Source organism: Ruegeria pomeroyi DSS-3, from assembly GCF_000011965.2.
Classification (GTDB): domain Bacteria; phylum Pseudomonadota; class Alphaproteobacteria; order Rhodobacterales; family Rhodobacteraceae; genus Ruegeria_B; species Ruegeria_B pomeroyi.
On sequence record NC_003911.12, the window covers coordinates 866,058 to 885,173 of the forward strand.

Here is a 19,116-nt window from a genome sequence, read left to right on the forward strand (position 1 = left end):
ACTGGTTGTTGGAAACCGGGCTGTCGTTACGGGCAGTCTGCTCTATTGTGGCGCACGGAGCGGACCGGGAACAGAGACTTGATCGAACTGCGCGACCTGCAATTGCTCAGCGCCCTGGCGCGGCATCGTCACTTTGCCAAGGCGGCCGAGGAATGCGGTATCTCGCAACCGGCCTTTTCGATGCGGATCCGCAATCTCGAAGAGCGGTTGGGCGTCACCATCGTGCGCCGGGCCAACCGGTTTCAGGGCCTGACCGACGAGGGCGAGATGATCGTGCGCCGCGCCCGCCGCATCCTGGGCGATGCCAAGGCTCTGGAACAGGAGGTGGCGGCGATCCGGGGCGAGATCTCGGGCGCGCTGATCCTGGGGGTGATCCCGACCGCGCTGGCCTTTACCGGGCGGCTGGTCCGGCGGCTGCACCAGGCCCATCCGCGCATCGTGGCGCGGATCGATTCGATGTCGGCCACCGCGATCCAGCAGGGTCTGGACGAGGGTACCATCGATGCGGGCATCACCTATGGCGACAGTATCGGCACCGACCTGCGCCATGTGCAGCCGCTTTACGAGGAAACCTATGTGCTGCTGGTGCCCGCCCATCTGACTGAGGCGACCGGACCGATCCCCTGGGCGCGGGTGGCCGACTTCCCGCTGTGCCTGCTGGAACCGCAGATGCAGAACCGGCGTATCCTTGACCGGATATTCGCCGAACAGGGGCTGCATCCGCGCATCGTCGCCGAGACCAGCGGCTTTACCGCCGCGATGGTGATGGCGCGCGAGGGGTTGGCGGCGACAGTTGTGCCGCGCGTTCTGATCCGGGCGCTGGGCGATCTGCGGGGTACCAGGGTGTTGCCGCTGGTCGATCCCGAAGTGTCCAAGCCCATCGCACTGGCTACGCTGGAGCGGGATCCGGAACTGCCCACCGTAACGGCGCTGCGGCAGGTGGTCGCCTCATTGCGCTGATAAGGTGTCGTTATCGTGCAATAGAAAAATCCGATTTGACGATACGTTCTTCTGATGAGAGACGGGCTCTGAACGGAGGGCGACATGGCACCATTGGACAGCAAATCTGCGGGCGGCGAACCGGGCGTATGGAAGAGTGGACGTGGTCGTGGGCGTCGATTGCCGAAGGGTCGTGTTTACAGCGATGAGGCGTTGGCGGCTGTTCGGGGTGTGTTGGGGGATCGTCCTCGGCGGCGGGATTTGCTGATCGAGTTCCTGCATCTGATCCAGGACGTTTACGGGCATCTTTCGGCGGATCATCTTGCGGCCTTGGCGTTCGAGATGAAGCTGGGGCAGGCGGAGGTTTACGAGACCGCAACCTTTTACGCGCATTTTGACGTGGTGAAGGAGGGCGAGACACCGCCGCCGGCGCTGACGATCCGGGTCTGCGATTCGCTGAGCTGCGCGCTGGCCGGGGCCGAGCAGCTGCGCGCGGCGCTGGAAGAGGGGCTCGATCCGGGCCAGGTGCGGGTGTTGCGGGCGCCCTGCATGGGGCGCTGCGACACGGCGCCGGTGCTGGAGCTGGGCCATAACCATATCGATCACGCCACGCCGGAAAAGGTGCGGGCGGCGATTGCGGCGGGCGACACCCATGCGCATCTGCCCGATTACGAGGGGTTCGATGCCTATGCGGCGGCGGGCGGTTACGCGGTGCTCAAGGGGCTGCGCGCGGGCGGCGACTGGGAAGCGGTGCAGGACAGCGTGCTGGCGGCGGGCCTGCGCGGCCTGGGCGGCGCGGGTTTCCCCTCGGGGCGCAAATGGGGCTTTGTGCGGGCCAATCCGGGTCCGCGTTACCTGGCGGTGAATGGCGACGAGGGCGAGCCGGGCACCTTCAAGGACCGCTATTACCTGGAGCGGGTGCCGCATCTGTTCCTCGAGGGCATGCTGATCGCGGCCTGGGCGGTCGAGGCCGAGACCTGCTATATCTACATGCGCGACGAATACCCCGCCGTGCTGGAGATCCTGCGGCGCGAGATCGCGGCGCTGGAGGCGGCCGGGATCGTGGCCAAAGGCTATATCGACCTGCGCCGGGGCGCGGGCGCCTATATCTGCGGCGAAGAAAGCGCGATGATCGAGAGCATCGAGGGCAAGCGTGGCCTGCCCCGGCACCGGCCGCCCTTTGTGGCGCAGGTGGGGCTGTTCGGCCGTCCGACGCTGGTCCATAATATCGAGACATTGCATTGGGTTGCGCGGGTCTGCCGCGAGGGGCCGGAGGTTCTGAATTCGATCGAGAAGAACGGCCGCAAGGGCCTGCGCAGCTATTCGGTCTCGGGCCGGGTGGCCAGGCCGGGGGTGCATCTGCTGCCGGCGGGCTCGACCATCCGCGACGTGATCGCGGCGGCGGGCGGCATGGCGGCGGGCCATGTGTTCAAGGCCTATCAGCCGGGCGGCCCGTCCTCGGGCCTGCTGCCGGCGAGCATGGACGACATTCCGCTCGACTTCGACACATTGCAACCCCATGGCAGCTTCATCGGCTCGGCGGCGGTGGTGGTGCTGAGCCAGCAGGACAGCGCGCGCGACGCGGCGCTGAACATGCTGCGCTTCTTCGAGGACGAGAGCTGTGGCCAGTGCACCCCCTGCCGGGCGGGCTGCGAAAAGGCGGTCAAGCTGATGCAGGCCGAACACTGGGACCAGCCGCTGCTGGAAGAGCTGTGCCAGGTGATGGCGGATGCCTCGATCTGCGGTCTGGGCCAGGCGGCGCCGAACCCGATCCGGCTGACCATGAAACACTTCGCGGAGGAGATCTGAGATGGCCGACGGCGCACATGTCGAGATGGTGAGCTTTACCCTCAACGGCGAAGAGGTCACCGTGCCCGAGGGGCTGACCATCTGGGAGGCCGCCCATGGCCGCGGCCTGGTGATCCCGCATCTCTGCCACAAGCCCGACCCGGGCTATCGCCCGGACGGCAATTGCCGCGCCTGCATGGTCGAGGTCGCGGGCGAGCGCACGCTGGTGGCCTCCTGCATCCGGCCGGTGGCCGAGGGCATGGTGGTCACCACCGACAGCGCCCGCGCCGAGGGTGCCCGCAAGATGGTGGTCGAGCTGTTGCTGGCCGACCAGCCCGAGGTGGCGCATGACGCCTCGAGCCATTTCCACGCCATGGCCGGTCTGAACGGGGTCAGCGAGAGCCGCTTTCCGGCCAAGACGCCCGACAGCGTGCCGCTTCTGGATGCCAGCCACGTGGCGATGCGGGTCAATCTGGATGCCTGCATCAACTGCAATCTCTGCGTGCGCGCCTGCCGCGAGGTGCAGGTCAATGACGTGATCGGCATGGCCGGGCGCGGCGCCGGGGCGCAGGTGGTGTTCGACCAGAACGACCCGATGGGCGCCTCGACCTGCGTGGCCTGCGGCGAATGCGTGCAGGCCTGCCCGACCGGCGCGCTGATGCCGGCGACCGTGCTCGATGCGGAGCAGGCCGGCGACAGCAAGGATTACGACCGCGAGGTGACCTCGGTCTGCCCGTTCTGCGGGGTGGGCTGCCAGCTGAGCTTCAAGGTCAAGGACAACAAGATCAAATATGTGACCGGCGTCGACGGTCCGGCCAATGAAAGCCGGCTCTGCGTCAAGGGGCGGTTCGGCTTTGACTATATCGACCACCCGCACCGGCTGACCAAACCGCTGATCCGCCGCGCGGACGCGCCCAAGGGGCTGAACGTGGATCCGGGCAATCCGCTCAGCCATTTCCGCGAGGCCAGCTGGGAAGAGGCGCTGGATTTTGCCGCTCGCGGTCTGGCCGATCTGCGCGCGCAAAAGGGCAGCTATGTCGCCGGGTTCGGCAGCGCCAAATGCTCGAACGAAGAGGCCTATCTGTTCCAGAAGCTGATCCGCCAGGGCTTTGGCCACAACAATGTCGACCATTGCACCCGGCTCTGCCATGCCTCCTCGGTCTCGGCGCTGCTGGAGAATGTCGGCTCGGGCGCGGTGACGGCGACCTTCAACGAGATCGAGAATGCGGATGTGGCCATCGTGATCGGCTGCAACCCGATCGAGAACCATCCCGTGGCGGCGACCTATTTCAAGCAGTTCACCAAGCGCGGCGGCAAGCTGATCGTCTGCGACCCGCGCGGCGTCGGCATGGGCCGCTTTGCCACCCACCGGCTGCAGTTCAAGCCGGGCGCGGATGTGTCGATGCTGAACGCGATGATGCACGTGATCGTCGAAGAGGGGCTGTATGACCAGGCCTATATCGACCAGTTCACCGAGAACTGGGAGGAGATGAAGGCGCATCTGGCCGATTATAGCCCTGAGAAGATGGAGCCCATCTGCGGCATCGCGGCCGGTGAGCTGCGCGACGCGGCGCGCACATTTGCGGCGGGCAAGGCGGGCATGATCTTCTGGGGCATGGGCGTCAGCCAGCATATCCACGGCACCGACAACTCGCGCTGCCTGATCTCTCTGGCGCTGATGACCGGCAATGTGGGCAAGCCCGGCGCGGGCCTGCACCCCCTGCGGGGTCAGAACAACGTGCAGGGCGCGTCGGACGCGGGCCTGATCCCGATGTTCCTGCCCGATTACCAGTCGGTCACCGATGACGGCGTGCGCTCGGCCTTTACCTCTGTGTGGAACTCGGGCGACTTCTCGAACCAGAAGGGGCTGACCGTGGTCGAGATCATGCATGCGATCCATGATGGCGACATCAGGGGCATGTATATCCTGGGTGAAAACCCGGCCATGTCGGACCCCGATGTCGACCATGCCCGCGCCGCGCTGGCGATGCTCGAGCATCTGGTGGTGCAGGATATCTTCCTGACCGAGACCGCGAACTATGCCGATGTGATCCTGCCCGCCAGCGCCTGGGCGGAAAAGACCGGCACCGTGACCAACACCAACCGCCAGGTCCAGATGGGCCGCCCCGCCGTGGCGCCCCCGGGGCAGGCAAAGGAAGACTGGTGGATCGAGGTGGAACTGGCCAGGCGCCTCGGCCTCGACTGGAATTACAGCCACCCCAGCGAAGTGTTTGCCGAGATGAAGCGCAACATGAAATCGCTCGACAACATCACCTGGGCGCGGCTCGAAGGCGAGGCGGTCACCTATCCCTCGCTCAGCCCCGAGGATCCGGGCCAGGCCATCGTCTTTGGCGACGGCTTCCCGCGTGCGAACAAGCGGGCCCGCTTCACCCCGGCGAAGATCGTCGAGCCCGACGAGCGCCCCGATGCGGACTATCCCTTCGTGCTGATCACCGGGCGGCAGCTGGAACATTGGCATACCGGCTCGATGACCCGGCGCGCCAGCGTGCTCGACGCGGTCGAACCCGAGGCCAACTGCTCGATGCACCCCGCCACCCTGCGCGCCATGGGCATCGAGCCCGGCGACATGATCCGCCTCACCACACGGCGCGGCAGCGTCCAGGTCATGGTCCGCGCCGACCGCGCCATCGCCCAGGACAACGTCTTCCTCCCCTTCGCCTATGTCGAAGCCGCCGCAAACATCCTCACAAACGCTGCCCTCGACCCTTACGGAAAAATCCCAGAGTTCAAATACGCAGCCGTAAAGGTCGAAAAAGCTGAAGCGCTGGCGGCGGAGTAGGTCTTTTGCGAGGCTCCGCCTCGCGCTCCGGAGTATTTTGAACCAGAAAGAAGCAGCATGGCGCATATATGCTTCTTTCTGGTCGGAAATACTCCGGGGGTGAGGCCCGCAAGGGCCGAGGGGGCAGCGCCCCCTTTGCGGCTTGCCGGGCGTAGCGGGGCCGCCTAACCTGCGCCGTACATGCCCAGAGGAGCGCTCATGTCCCGTCGCTTTGTCGATCTCTCCGTGCCACTGGAAACCGGTATCGTTTCCGACCCGCCGATCATGTTGCCCGAGATCGAGTATCTCACCCATGATCAGACCGCCGAACAGGTGATGTCCTTCTTTCCGGGGCTGAAACGCGAGGACCTGCCGGGTGGTGAGGGCTGGGCGGTGGAGCGGCTGAGTGTGGCGACCCATAACGGCACCCATCTGGACGCGCCTTATCACCACCATTCGACGATGAACAACGGCGCGCGGGCGATCACCATTGACGAGGTGCCGCTTGACTGGTGTTTCAACCCCGGCGTCAAGCTGGATTTTCGCCATTTCCCGGATGGTTACGTGGTCAGTGCCGAAGATGTCGAGGCCGAGCTGGCGCGCATCGGGCATGAGGTGCAGCCGCTCGATATCGTGGTGGTCAACACCTCGGCGGGCGCGCGATACGGGCAGCCGGACTACCTGGTCAAGGGCTGCGGCATGGGGCGCGAGGCGACGCTCTATCTCACCGAACGCGGCGTGCGGGTCACCGGCACCGATGCCTGGTCCTGGGATGCGCCGTTTGCGCTGACTGCGCGCGCCTATGCCGACAGTGGCGATGCGGCGATCATCTGGGAGGGGCACCGCGCCTCGATGGAAATCGGCTATTGCCACATGGAAAAGCTGGCCAATCTGGACCAGTTGCCGCCGACGGGCTTCACCATTTCCTGTTTCCCCTTCAAGATCAAAGGCGCCAGCGCCGGGTTCACCCGTGCGGTGGCGATCTTTGAGGACTGAGCAGGCAAAAGAGAGAGAGCCATGTCGGAGCAAGAACCGCACAGCGGCCATGACGGCCCCTATCCCGCCCCGGTCGAGGTGCGTGGTTTTGCCGTCAGACCCGAGTGGATCGATTACAACGGGCACATGAACGTGGGCTATTACGGTGTGGCCTTCGATCAGGCGCTGGATGTGATGCTGGAAGAGCATCTGGGCCTTGGCAAGACCTATGCCGAGACCGCCGGGGCCGGTCCCTATATCCTGCAGTCACATGTTCAGTTCCGGCGCGAATTGCTGGAGGGGGAGGCGTTTCATCTGTATTTCCGCCTGCTCGATCACGATGCCAAGCGGCTGATCTATTTCGGACAGATGTTTGCGGATCGTGACGGCGCGCTTTGTGCCACTCAGGAAGCCCTGATCATGAATGTCAGCCAGCAGACCGGGCGCGGCGCGCCCTTCCCTGCCTGGGCGCAGGCGCGGCTGGCACGGATGCGGGCGGATCATGCGGCGCTTCCGGGCCATCCGGCGATCGGCGCGACTCTGGCGCTGCGCCGGTGACTGGCGCGATCCTGCGCGGGGCGTAAGGCGGCGCGCGCTCCCTTCCCGTGAACAATACTGGGCAGGTCCGGGAATTGACCCGCGGACTGCCCGCAATCAGGCGCCAAATTGTGCCGATGCTGCGGCCGAATCGCACTTCATGCTATCGACAGGGGGACTCGAGGCAGGCGGCTGTCTCTCTTGGGCAGGCGAGAAGGAGCGAAAGCGATGGAGGCGACCGGCAAGTCGGAGCGGCTGAACCGTATCGTCGATACGGCACGGGTCCATTTCGGCCGCCCGGTCTGCAAGGTGACGGCGCCGGGGGGCGAGAACCGCTCCAGCTTTCGGCTGCATTTCGACGATATGGATGTCATCGCCACCCTGCGCCCCAATGTCCGCCGCACCCATCTGGAAGCTTTCGTGCTCGAACGGTTGCGCGCCCATTGCGACGACCTGCCCGAATGCCTGGGCGTGGTGGGCGAGGTCCTGTTCCAGTCGGATGTGGGCGGGCGGCGCCTGAATCAGGAGATCATGCGGCACACCGAAACGGGCCGTCTGGATCTGGCCGCGCAGGCGGCTGCCGCGATCTTTCGCATCCACAGCGCGGCCCGGCGCGCCGACCTGCACCAGATGTTACCGCATCTGGGGGGCAGCGAGACCTGGATTTCCAATCTGGTCGCGGCAGTGGACAGCCTGCAACCCTATTCGATGGGGATCGACGCGCGGTTCGACCGCGCCGCCGCCGCCGAACGTCTGGCCTGTCCGGGCGGGCAATTCGTGAAATGGGATTGCCGGTCGGGCAATGCGGCGCTGGACCGGGCGGGCCGGCTCAGATGGTTCGATTTCGAATACTGCGGCCTGCGCCACGGGGCCGAGGATTTCGCCTGGCTCATCGGGGACGAGGCCTGGCCGATCGCACCGGACCAGATGGTCGATGTGATGATCGACGCCTTTGACCCCGGATGCGGCCACCGGATCGACACGTATCTGGACTATCTCTCGGTCTATCTGACCTTTCATTGCGTACAGCGCTTCAAGCTGATCGTGAAAGAGGCCCGCACGCGCGGCTGGTTGTCCAAGGCGCGGGTGCGCAAATACGACGATGCCGGGGTCCATCCCGAATTCGCGATGCAGATCTGTTCGGTGGGGGCCTATTTTGCGGCCCAATCGCCGGTCACCGCGCCGCTGGCGCGCAACTTCGAGGGCGCGGTCGACAGTTTCCGCGAGATCCTCAGGGAAGGCCGCTCGCTCAAGAGTGCATGAGCATGCCCGGCGCATGAGCCCCGGGTCCGCGAGCGATCGGGACACGCGTCTGGTCACGGTGTACCGCCGCAGGCTGCGATATCGGGCAAGCAGCTGAAAGCAAACTCGCCACGGCAGCTTGCCGCCACGTTTTCGACACATTTCCGACTGGATTTGATAAGATCGACCCGTGTCGGGATACAGCCCGATTCCCCACAAGGGTAGATGCTGAAATCGAAACAATCCGCACCTATGCGACCGATTGGTTCGCCGCTGAATCGGAAGTTTGCGAAATTCTAGGCAGTTGCAGACGGAAACAATCTGTTGACGCAGAATTTCTTAAAATTATCCAGACAGATGTTAGGTTCGAACGTGGCAGAACTATGGCGGAAGTTTGCCACGTTGATACCCGGAGACGCGGCGCGTAGGGCGCGGCAAACCGGGGTAGGGACTCCGCCGCAATAACCGGGGCCGGCTGCTCGGCCTCGTCTGTAAGTGAAGAGTTGTCTGCGAGGTCGCGGCGCAGGGGTTCAGCGCCGGGCATTCGCTCCAGGTATCCCACGTAGGGGGGGAACATGAAGGACTATATCCACACCGCTTCGTTGGCGGTTCCGATGCCGGTGGCGTCTGGCCAGGGCAATCGGGCCAGGAGCGCGCTGGAAGCGGCGCTGCTGCCTGCAAACACGAACGCACCGCTGGAGAAACGGGGGGGAGCCTTTTCTCCGGCAAATGGCGTCTACGCAACTGTTGGCAAGCGGTGTCTGGATGTAGCCTTCATCCTCCTTTCTCTTCCGGTTGCGCTTGTCATCATCGGCCTGTGCGCGCTGGCGCTGCGGCTGGAAGGTGGCAGCGCGTTCTACCGGCAGCCGCGGCTGGGCCGCGACGGCAAGCGGTTCCAGATCCTCAAGCTGCGCACCATGGTGATGGATGCCGATGCCCGGCTGGAACGGATGCTGGCGGCGGATCCGGCAATGCGCGCCGAATGGGACGCGACACAGAAGCTGAAGCATGATCCGCGCATCACCCGTGTCGGAAACTTCCTGCGGCGCACCTCGCTGGACGAGCTGCCACAACTGTGGAACGTGCTGACCGGCGATATGAGCCTGGTCGGCCCGCGCCCGATGATGCCCGAGCAACTGCCGCTTTACGGACCTGCCGAGAGCTACTTTGCCCTGCGCCCCGGGATCACCGGTCTGTGGCAGGTCTCGGAACGCAACAATTCGCGCTTCGATTACCGGGCAAAGTCCGATGCGGACTATGCATCGACGCTGTCGCTGAGGGGCGATCTGTCTCTGCTGCTGCGGACCACCTCGGTGGTGGTGCGTCGCACCGGGTGCTGAGTTTAGGTGTAATTTCATAGTTTGGGACCCAGAATATGGCGTATCATGACAGAGACCTGGCTCCGGAAACTGAAACGGTTGCATTGATGAACGACCAGACCACCGGCATCGGCAAGCGCGCTGCTGCGGAACGCCCGTTCCGCCGCAAGGCCGCGCTCAGGGCCGAGGCGGCCGCGCCGCGGGTCGAAAAGGTCATGTCGCCGAGCAAACCGATGCCGCTGCCCGAACCCGAGGTTGTCGCTTCGCTGCCCGCCACTCTTCCCGAGCCGTGGGAGCGTCTGCGCGCCACGCCGCTGGGGCTGGGGCGCCGTCAAGTGGGGCAGATGCCGCTGGTCAATCTCCACCGCTCCGATCCTGCGGCCAAGGCGTTCGACGTGCTGCGCACCCGCCTGTTGCAGACGCTGAAGGCGCGCGGCTGGCGCCGGATCGGCATTGTCGCGCCCACCCGTGGCTGTGGCGCCTCCTTTACCGCCGTCAATCTGGCGCTCAGCATCGCGCGGGTACCCGACAGCCGGACCGTGCTGCTGGACATGAACATGCGCGATCCGGGTCTGGCAGGGGCGCTTGGCCTCGGCGCGCCGGGCGACATGCGCGCCCTGTTGCGGGGCGATGTCTCTTATCTCGATCATCTGACCCGGTGCAGCGGCACGCTGGCGGTGGGGCTTGGTGCGGGCGTTGCGGGCGATGCCTCGGAACTGCTGCAGGCGCCGGCCAGCGCCGAGGTGCTGGACCTGATCCAGGATGAGCTGAACCCGGATGTGGTGATCTGCGACCTGCCCGCGATCCTGGCCCATGACGATCTGGCGGCTTTCCTGCCCCGGCTCGACGGGGTGCTGCTGGTTGCCGATGGCACCCAGACCACCGCCGACCAGATCCGCCGCTGTCAGCAGGTGATCGGTGACACAACACCGCTTTTGGGTGTCATCCTGAACCGCGGGCGCGGCACCGGCGCGGAAAACTACGCGCTCTGACCTTCGTTTTTGCCCGGAACTGCCTTATTTTCGTCTGCATGCCATGGTCTGTTGCCCTTGCATACAGGCATGGTTTCGTATCAGCGAGTTGAGTGACAGGCATGGGGCCGATCTATTCCTTGGAAGACATCCTTGACATGATCCGCAGGCGCGCGCGGGTCATGCTGGCTGTTGTCGTGATCGGGACGATGCTGTCGCTGGTTTTTGCCCTGATGCAAAAGCACGAATACGAGGCCTATGAGGTCATCCAGATCGCGCGCCCGGTGGTTTCCGACGAATTGGCGCGCAGCACAGTCGAGGGATCCTCGGCCCGGCGACTGCAACTGATCCAGCAGGTCCTGACCACCCGTGGCACCATGCTGGAAATCATCGACAAATATGGCATCTATGCCGATATCCCCGCGCTTAGGCCGCAGGCCAAGGTGGATATGCTGCGCACCGCCGTGCGGATCGAGGGCGTGGCCGCCGCGCGCGAAGGGTTCTCTGACGATGGCACCATCTCGGTTCTGACCATCACTGCCCGGATGCCGACCGCGGTTCTGGCCCAGCAGGTGGCGCATGAATTCGGTCAGCGCACCGTCGAGTTGAGCAAACGTACCAGGATCGAGAATGCCCGCGCCACCCTGGCCTTTTTCGATGCGCAGGCGGCGGCGCTGGAAACCGATATCGAGGCGCTGGAAGGCGAGATCGAGGAGTTCCGCAGCCACAACCAGCTGGCGCTGCCCGGTGTGCTGGATGCGCGGCGCGACGAGATTGCCACCATCAATGGCGGCCTGCTCGACATCGCGCGTGACCGGATCGAGATCGAGCGCGCCATCCAGCTGGCCGAGCAGAGCGAGCGCCCGGCCACCGCCGAACGGCTGAAGAAGGATTACCGCGAACAGCTGGCCACGCTGGATGCGCAGCGGGCCCTGCTGGACAGCCGCAAGCGCGAGCTGGAACTCCAGATCGAGACCAGCCCCGAGGTCGAGCGGATGCTGGGCACTTATGATCGCCGGCTGGAGCAGTTGCAGGACGAATTGAACCAGGTCTCGACCCGTCGCAACGAGGCCGAGATGGGCTTTCTCATCGAGGCCGAGCGCCAGGCCGAACGGCTGACCGTCATCGAAGAGGCCGCGATCCCCGATTATCCGGTCACCGAAAGCCGCAAGAAAAAGGCCATCCTGGGTGCGGCCGCCAGTTTTGTTGCCGCCTTTGCACTGGCCGTCCTGCTGGAAATGCGACACCCGGTGCTGCGCAGCGCCGGACAGCTGGAACGCGAACTGGGCTTCCGCCCGGTGGTCACGGTGCCCTATCTGGATGGCGACCGGCGCGCGCCCTCGCTCTGGTCGCGCCTGATGTCGCGGTTCCGCCGCCGCCGCACCCCGGCGGAATAGACCCCAGGGCTCAGAGCGGTACCAGCGGCGCGATCTCGGCCCAGTGAAACCGGATTACAGCGACCGCGGCAATCCCGCCCAGCACGATTGCGATGATGTCGTGGCGCAGGTCGCGCGCGCCGTATTTGCCGGTCAGCCACAGCACGGCGGGATAGGTGGCAAGGGTTGCCGCCGCCAGCGACAGGATCGCCCCCAGCATCCCAAAGGCCCAAAGCCCCAGCAGGATCGCACCCACCTGCATCAGCGCCCGCACCAGCATCAGTGCGAAATAGGACAGGCTGTCGCCCCGCGCCAGCGCGACGATGTCATAGGTCACCACGATCAGCTGCGGGATGAAGGCCAGCGAGATCAGCGTCACCATCGGCCCGGCCAGTTGGTAGCGCGGGTCATAAAGCAGGTCGACCAGCTGCGGCCCGGCCAGCGCCACCGCCACCAGCGGCATCCCGACCCCCAGCGTCACGCCTGCCCGCAATCGCGCCAGCCGGCGCCAGTTGGCCGGGTCGGCATCGGGGGGGTGATCGCGATAGACCGGCAGCATGATGCGCCCGACCACGGCCAGCCCCAGCATGATCGGGAAACTGCCCAGAAAATAGCCGATGTTGTAGATGCCCAGCATCTCCATCGTCAGGTAGCGGCCCAGGATCGCCCGATCGCCCTGGCTGATCACAAAGGTCAGCGCCGTGGACAGGAAGATCCATTTGCCGAACCGCATCAACTCGGACCGGGCCGCTGGCTCCCAGCGGAACCGGTTGGCGGCGCCCGGTAACAGGAAATGGGTCAGGATCAGCTTGGCCAGTGCTGTGATCACGCCCCCCAGCGCCAGCGCCATGACCGAGCGTGTTGCAATCGCCAGCGCCGCCATTGCGCCGATCCCGATCAGCTGGCTGATCAGGTCCAGCACGGTGAGACGCCCGACGATCAGGTGCCTGTGCGCGGTTTCGATCCGGGTCGGGAAAAAGCCCGAGATCAGCAGCGCCACCGCCGCCACCGGCAGATAGGTGGTCAGATCGGGCTCGTCATAAATCCGCGACACGGGCACCGCCAGCAGGCAGGCGACCGTGAACAGCCCAATGCCGCGCCCCACCTGGATCGTCCAGGCGGTGTTCAGGAAATCGGGGTCGTCGCCACGCGGGTTCTGCGCGATGGCCGGGCCGATGCCCACGTCGGAAAACAGGTTCAGCCCGACCACCACCACCGTGACCAGCGTCATCAGGCCAAAGGCCTCGGGGTAAAGCAGCCGGGTCATCAGCAGGTTCGCCGCCAGCCTCAGCGCCTGGCTGCCGCCATAGCCCACCATCAGCCACGAGGCGCTGCGCAGGACGCGGGCCATCAGGCCGGAACCGTGAAAGGCGGAGAGAAGGCGGGGCATGTGGGATCTCTGCTGGCGGCCTGTCTGGGCCGGTTTTCCGCCACGCTAGGGACCGGCGCCGGTCGGGTCAATCAGAGCGCGCCTTGCCGCGCCATGCTTGTGGCCTTGGGTCCACAGGCGGCGGCTTGCCGGGGGCCCGATGCGGGCCCGCGCTAGGCAGCAGAGCGACTGCAGGCTAGGACTGGGGCGACCTTCCTTAGCCGGATATCCGCCCTCGTGATCATTGCCTATGTCCTGAACACCTATCCGCAACCCTCGCACAGTTTCATCCGCCGCGAGATCCAGGCGCTCGAGCGGCAGGGGCATCAGGTGGTGCGGCTGGCGATGCGCCGGGCCGAGGCGCCGTTGGTCGATGTGCGTGACCGGGCCGAGGCGGAGCAGACGAGTTATGTGCTCGACCGGAGGGTGTTGGGGCTGGGCGGCGCCCTGTTGCGCCGGTTCCTGCGCGCGCCGGGGCGTGGCCTTGCCGCGTTGCGATTGGCGCTGCGCTGTGGGCGCGCCTCGTCCAGCGGGATGGCGCGCCATCTGATCTATCTGGCCGAGGCGGCCGAGGTCGCGAACCGTTGCGAAACGGACGGGGTCGGTCATATCCACGCCCATTTCGGCACCAATTCCGCCACCGTTGCCATGCTGGCCCATGCGCTGGGCGGGCCGGGATACTCGTTTACCGTGCATGGGCCCGAAGAATTCGACGCACCGGGTGCGCTCAGCCTGGGGGAGAAGCTGGATCGCGCGCGCTTTGCCGTGGGGGTCAGCCAGTTCGGACGCAGCCAGCTCTGCCGCTGGGCGGCCTTTGACAGCTGGGACCACCTGCATGTGGTGCATTGCGGGATCGAACCCGAGGCCTTTGCCGATCCGGAACCGGCGCCCGAGGGGCCGCTGCGCCTGGTCTCGATCGGCCGGTTTGTCGAGCAGAAGGGGCAGATGGTGCTGGTGCATGCCATGGTGCGGTTGGTGCGGCGACATCCGCAGGTGCATCTGGACCTGGTCGGCGATGGCGAGATGCGTCCGGCGCTGGAGCGGGCGATAGCCAAGGCCGGGTTGCAGGGCAATATCACGCTGACCGGCTGGCTGGATCAGGACGGCGTGCGCGCGGCGCTGGATCGGGCGCATGCGCTGGTGATGCCCAGTTTTGCCGAAGGGTTGCCCATGGTGGTGATGGAGGCGATGGCGGCTGCACGACCGGTGGTGGCGACCTATGTGGCGGGCACGCCCGAACTGGTGTTGCCGGGCGAGACCGGCTGGCTGGTGCCGGCCGGAGACGATGCCGCGCTGGCCGAGGCCTTGGCAGGGTTGGCCGAGACCCCGGTGGCCCGGTTGCAGGCGATGGGAGAGACCGGACGTGCGCGGGTGCTGACCCGCCACGCCATCGACGATCAGGCCGGCAAACTGGCTGATTTGATCGCGAGTTTCGAGGGGTAGGCCCAGAAAATTCGTCGAATTTTCTGGGCCCCCGCCGCTCTACCGGCCTCGGTCCCAGTGGGACCGAGGCCGGTAGAGCGGCGTCCGCACCGCAATCGCAACAGTCGCATAGACCGCAAAGCCGAGCGGATCGCGCAGCAGATGCCCGAGAAGGCCCCCCAGACCCAGTCCGGGCGTGTCGTCATTTTTCATCAGATGCGGGTAGAGCCGGGCCACCTCGGCCACGCCGGCATCCTGCCGCCGCCGTACGCGCACCAGATTGGCAAACCCCTCGACCATGGGCCAGTCATACCCGGCCTCGACCCGCAGACGCTCTTGCGGTGTGAAGCTGAGCCGCACAAACGTGTCATCCGAGATGATGTCGGGCCAATCCCCCCAGCGCGCGCGCCCGGCGGTGTTCACCGCGAACAGACCAAAGCCCGGCACGCCGGTGGTGACAAAGGGCAGGCCCTGCCAGAAGCGCGCGTAAAGGCGGGTGATCGGGCTCTTTGCCCGGGCCACGCGGGGCGCGCCACTCGCATAGCGGGGCGCCTCGGTTTCGAGTGCGGCGACCAACCGCGCCAGCAGCGCCGGGTCCAGTTGCACATCCGCATCCAGATAGGCCCGCAATTCGCCTCGCGCAGCCGCATCCCCGGCGGTCAGCGCGCCCAGCTTGCCGCCCTCGGCCAGTTCCAGCACCTGCCAGTCCCAGCCGCGCGCCGCCGCCTGATCAGCAAAGGCGCGGGCGCGCGCGGCGGTGTCGTCGCTGCACCCATTGGCCACCACCAGCACCTCTCCGCGCCAGCCCCGAGGCAGCGGGTCCGAGGCCAAAACCGAACGGGCGCAGGCGCCGATCCACTCCGCCTCGTCATGGGCGGGCAGGATGACGCTCAGCCAGCGGCTCACTTCAGGAACTCCACCAGCGCGTCCCAGCGCGGGTTGTCGTCGTCGAGATGGCGCAGATGGCCCCAGCTGCCCCATTTGTTGGGCCGGTAGACATCTGCATAAGCGGTGAACAGCCCGCCCCCCAACGCGTGCCAGCCCCGGATCAGATCGGTATAAAGCTCTCCCATCTCGGGCGTATAGTTGAAATGCATGAGGAAGGCGGCCAGTTCGGCATCATCCACCAGCGGACCGCTGCCCACCACATGGCTGCCGCCCTCGTATATGATCAGGTCCAGCCCATAGCGGCGCGCGACCTCGGCCTGATAGGGCAGACGTTCGCCCAGATTGCCCAGCAGCGTGTCCTCGACCTTGCCGCTGGCGGCACCGTCGCGCACCTCGGCCCAGGCCAGCGCACTGGCCAGGTCATAGCGGTGCTTTGCGACATAGTCGTCGCGCGCCGCACCGCTCAGCCCCTGTGCATCGGCCTGCGCCTCGGCGGCGGCGTGGCTGTCGACCAGCCATTGCCGGACCAGCGGCAGCCGATCCTCCCATCCCAGCGTGCCGCCGAAATAGCCGGTCACCGCATAGGCGTCGAAATGGGTGGCGGGTGTGGCGCGGCCCGGTTCTTCGGCGGTCCAGATGGGGGCGTCGAGGATCATCTCCTCCAGTCCCAGCCAGCCGGTCTGGGTCGAGATCACCCGGATCAGCCGCGCCTCGGCCTGATCGCCGAACACCTGCGCCCAGATATCGGCCATCTCGACCGCGCGGGTGGCGTAATAGCTGACCCAGTGGTCCTTCTTGTTCCAGCGGGCGCGGGCCTGATCCTCGGCCCATTGCGCCTGGGTGAATTGCCAGTTCCAGACCTCGTTGGACAGTTCGACATAGGCGCGCTGTTCGACCCACAGATCGTCGCGCACCATTTCGGCAAAGCGGCGGATATAGTCGTCATCGGCCAGATGGGGCATGTTGAACCAGCCGTCGGCGCCGGTGCGGTTCAACAGTTCGATCATCACCTCGAGCGGCACGCCCTTCATCGCCCAGGTGAACTCCTCGGGCCGGGGGCGGTCGGCCCAGGCCGATTGCTGCGAGTCGTTGGTCTGCATCCAGTCCATGAAGCGCAGCGCGCGAAAGCCCATCAGCCGGTCCAGCCAGAGCGGATTGAACAGACCACCCGCCTGATAAGCGGCCAGATGTTCCTCTTTCACAACCGAGATATCGCGTACGTAATCGCCGCCACGATGGGTGCGCTGGATGCGGATATCGACCGATCCGGGACCGGGGGTGAAATCGAAACTGACGCTGTTCTTGCCATAGCGCACATTCCCGGCGCGGCCTGAAACCTCGACCACGCCCTGGCCGGCAAAGCGCAGCACATAGCGCCCCGCGGTCGAGACCGCCTCCTCGGGCAGGTCGGTCAGGATCAGCGTTCCGACCGAACCCAGCTCGGGCGGGATCGCCATCACCCAGCCTTGCGGGTCGAGATAGCCGGCCTCTTGCAGCTGCGCATGATCGACACCACCCCATTGCCGGGGCAGGTGGCCGATCCAGGGGCGGGCGGTCTTGAACACGTCGAGAAAGGGTTGCTGCACCGACCAGTCATTGACCCCGGCCAGCCCGATCGCCACCGGCACCGTCCCCTCGGGCACGGGGGGCGCGACAAAGCCCTGTCGCGGCTCGGCGGGTTCGCCCGCCTGTTCGGCGGCGGCGGGTTCGCTTGTGGGCTCGTCCGGGGGTGCCACCGGCTGCGGCGCGGGCGGCTCGGGCGCCTCGAACCCCTGCACCACGGTCCAGGCCACCTCCTGCAACCGCTGCGCCAGCGCCCGTTCCGGGGTGTCATAGGCCTTGCCCCAGCGATCCTGAAGCCGCCGGGGCAGGCCCACCGGGCTTTCCCCGGTCACGGCGGCATATTGCACCATGGTCAGGAAGTAGAAGCCCAGATCGTTGGGATGGATATCGTCCGAGAAAAGTTGCGCGATGCGGTCGATCCCCGGCACGGTCCCGGCTGCGATGGCATCGGTCAGGGCCAACATCGCCTGTCCGGCGGGCAACAGCTGCATCGGTGATGCGCCCTCGGGGCGGGTGGCATTGACGCCGTCGACGATGGATTGCCACCGGGGCAGATCCGCCTCGATCCGCTCGCGCCAGGGCACGTCGTCGCCCTCGTCATAGGGGATATCGACGCCACTTCCCGAGCGCAGGTCATGCCATGTCTCTTGCAGGAACACCCGGGTGTCGGGATTCGCGGACAGCGCCAGATCGTAATAGCGCCGGGCCGAGCCGATACTGTCGTTGTACTGCATCTGGTTGGCCAGCGGTATGCCCTCGGTCAGGATCACCACGTTGAACCCACCGCCCGGCAGGACCGAGCGCGCGTTCACGCCTTCGGCCTTGGCGCCATTGTCCCATTGATAAGACAGCGGCGCGCCATTGATGATTTGCGCCGCGACCCGCACGTCGCGCCCCTGCAGCACCTGCGACAGCATCTGCGGGTTGGTGGGGCCGAACAACGAATGGCCAATGAAAAGGATGCCGATCAGGCTGCTGATCCAGCTCATTGCGGGACTCCGGTCTTGGGATAGCTCGTGACGGTTTGCCAGACGGTGTCCTGCATCAGCCGCGCGGCCTCGGGCGAGGGGGCAAGGGCGGGGCTGCCATCGGCCCGGTTCAACTGATGGGGCAGACCGACGGGGGATGTCTGATAGAGCACCGCGTAATGGGTGAGCGCGATCAGATAGTTGCCCAGATCACCCATGTGGATCGGGTCAAGCTGGCCCTGATCGTCCCTTGCAAACAGCGCCTCGGGCCCGTCGATGCCCGGCACGCCGCCGCGCGCCTCGAGCGCGCGCACGAAACGGGACAGCACCTGACCCACCGGGATCACATGGGCCGGGTTGTCGGGGTTGCGGGCCAGGTCGCGCAGCAGGATCTCGTTTTCCCACAGCGTCACCAGATCGCGGTCGAGCCGGTTGAGCCAGCCATCGGGATCGTCCAGCCAGTGCCAGGTCTCGTACAGGAACACCCGCGTATCGGGGCGCGCCTGCCGGGCGAGGCCTGCCCATTTGCTGAAATAGCGGTCGCTGTCGAAATACTTGATCGCATCGGTCAGCTCGACCATTTCGGTCAGGACCACGGCGTCATAGGAGCCCGAGCGCAGGGCGCTGTCGGCGGCGCGATACCGGGGATGGTCGTTCATCTGGTCAAAGCCGTTGATCCCCTCGTCCGGCTCCCAATGGGCCTTGAGCGTGGTGCCCCATCCCAGTTGGCTGGCATAGTCATGCCCGGGCGGGGCCAGCTGTTGCAGCATCGCCGGCATGTCCTGTCCCACCAGGCTGTGGCCCAGGTGAAACACACGCATCGGGCCGGCGGGCGGCGGCAGCGGCCGGGCATAGGCGGCATCAATGGCGCCACTGTCGGGCAAGCGCGGACGCAGCCAGCCCCACCAGAGACCGGCCGAGAGAATCGCAAGGATCAGGAGAGTGGGCAGAACAACGCGCAACATGGGGGATTTCTAACG

At 65.9% G+C, this 19,116-nt stretch carries 14 protein-coding genes; 10 read left to right on the forward strand and 4 right to left on the reverse strand.

Annotated elements, in window-relative coordinates:
• Positions 1-78 precede the first annotated feature (78 nt).
• The 9 genes from SPO_RS04195 to SPO_RS04235 all read left to right on the forward strand — a co-directional run bounded on the left by SPO_RS04195 (position 79) and on the right by SPO_RS04235 (position 11,947).
• A complete protein-coding gene (locus tag SPO_RS04195; protein ID WP_044027919.1) occupies positions 79-960 on the forward strand; it encodes a LysR family transcriptional regulator in 882 nt (293 codons plus the stop codon).
• Positions 961-1,044: 84 nt separating this feature from the next.
• On the forward strand, positions 1,045-2,748 hold the full coding sequence (locus tag SPO_RS04200) for an NAD(P)H-dependent oxidoreductase subunit E (RefSeq protein WP_011046582.1): 1,704 nt from the start codon (positions 1,045-1,047) through the stop codon (positions 2,746-2,748).
• 1 nt (position 2,749) lies between these two features.
• Complete coding sequence (gene fdhF, locus SPO_RS04205; protein ID WP_011046583.1) at positions 2,750-5,527, forward strand: formate dehydrogenase subunit alpha; 2,778 nt, start codon at positions 2,750-2,752, stop codon at positions 5,525-5,527.
• Between the two features lie 198 nt (positions 5,528-5,725).
• Complete coding sequence (locus SPO_RS04210; RefSeq protein ID WP_044027921.1) at positions 5,726-6,502, forward strand: cyclase family protein; 777 nt, start codon at positions 5,726-5,728, stop codon at positions 6,500-6,502.
• A gap of 21 nt (positions 6,503-6,523) precedes the next feature.
• Positions 6,524-7,039, forward strand: coding sequence for a thioesterase family protein (locus SPO_RS04215; protein WP_011046585.1), 516 nt, complete (start codon positions 6,524-6,526; stop codon positions 7,037-7,039).
• Positions 7,040-7,246: 207 nt separating this feature from the next.
• On the forward strand, positions 7,247-8,281 hold the full coding sequence (locus SPO_RS04220; protein ID WP_044027923.1) for a hypothetical protein: 1,035 nt from the start codon (positions 7,247-7,249) through the stop codon (positions 8,279-8,281).
• Positions 8,282-8,835: 554 nt separating this feature from the next.
• The gene (locus tag SPO_RS04225; protein ID WP_011046587.1) at positions 8,836-9,600 is read left to right on the forward strand and encodes a sugar transferase; all 765 of its coding nucleotides are present in this window, start codon (positions 8,836-8,838) and stop codon (positions 9,598-9,600) included.
• Positions 9,601-9,686: 86 nt separating this feature from the next.
• Positions 9,687-10,571, forward strand: coding sequence for a CpsD/CapB family tyrosine-protein kinase (locus SPO_RS04230; protein ID WP_144083954.1), 885 nt, complete (start codon positions 9,687-9,689; stop codon positions 10,569-10,571).
• 101 nt (positions 10,572-10,672) lie between these two features.
• A complete protein-coding gene (locus tag SPO_RS04235; RefSeq protein ID WP_044027924.1) occupies positions 10,673-11,947 on the forward strand; it encodes a Wzz/FepE/Etk N-terminal domain-containing protein in 1,275 nt (424 codons plus the stop codon).
• Between the two features lie 10 nt (positions 11,948-11,957).
• On the opposite strand, the gene SPO_RS04240 is transcribed toward SPO_RS04235, so the two are convergent.
• Positions 11,958-13,316, reverse strand: coding sequence for an oligosaccharide flippase family protein (locus tag SPO_RS04240; protein ID WP_011046590.1), 1,359 nt, complete (start codon positions 13,314-13,316; stop codon positions 11,958-11,960).
• Between the two features lie 216 nt (positions 13,317-13,532).
• Between SPO_RS04240 and SPO_RS04245 the strand changes: the two genes are divergently transcribed.
• Positions 13,533-14,738, forward strand: coding sequence for a glycosyltransferase (locus SPO_RS04245; RefSeq protein ID WP_011046591.1), 1,206 nt, complete (start codon positions 13,533-13,535; stop codon positions 14,736-14,738).
• Between the two features lie 39 nt (positions 14,739-14,777).
• On the opposite strand, the gene SPO_RS04250 is transcribed toward SPO_RS04245, so the two are convergent.
• From SPO_RS04250 to SPO_RS04260, 3 genes are read right to left on the reverse strand one after another with little or no spacing between them, the layout of a single operon-like run.
• Positions 14,778-15,623, reverse strand: coding sequence for a glycosyltransferase (locus SPO_RS04250; RefSeq protein ID WP_011046592.1), 846 nt, complete (start codon positions 15,621-15,623; stop codon positions 14,778-14,780).
• On the reverse strand, positions 15,620-18,157 hold the full coding sequence (locus SPO_RS04255; RefSeq protein ID WP_011046593.1) for a hypothetical protein: 2,538 nt from the start codon (positions 18,155-18,157) through the stop codon (positions 15,620-15,622). Before SPO_RS04255 ends, SPO_RS04250 begins: the two co-directional genes overlap by 4 nt.
• Entirely contained in the window at positions 18,154-19,101 is a 948-nt protein-coding gene (locus SPO_RS04260; protein ID WP_011046594.1) for a hypothetical protein, read from the reverse strand. The genes SPO_RS04255 and SPO_RS04260 overlap by 4 nt, the downstream gene beginning before the upstream one ends.
• Between the last annotated feature and the right edge of the window lie 15 nt (positions 19,102-19,116).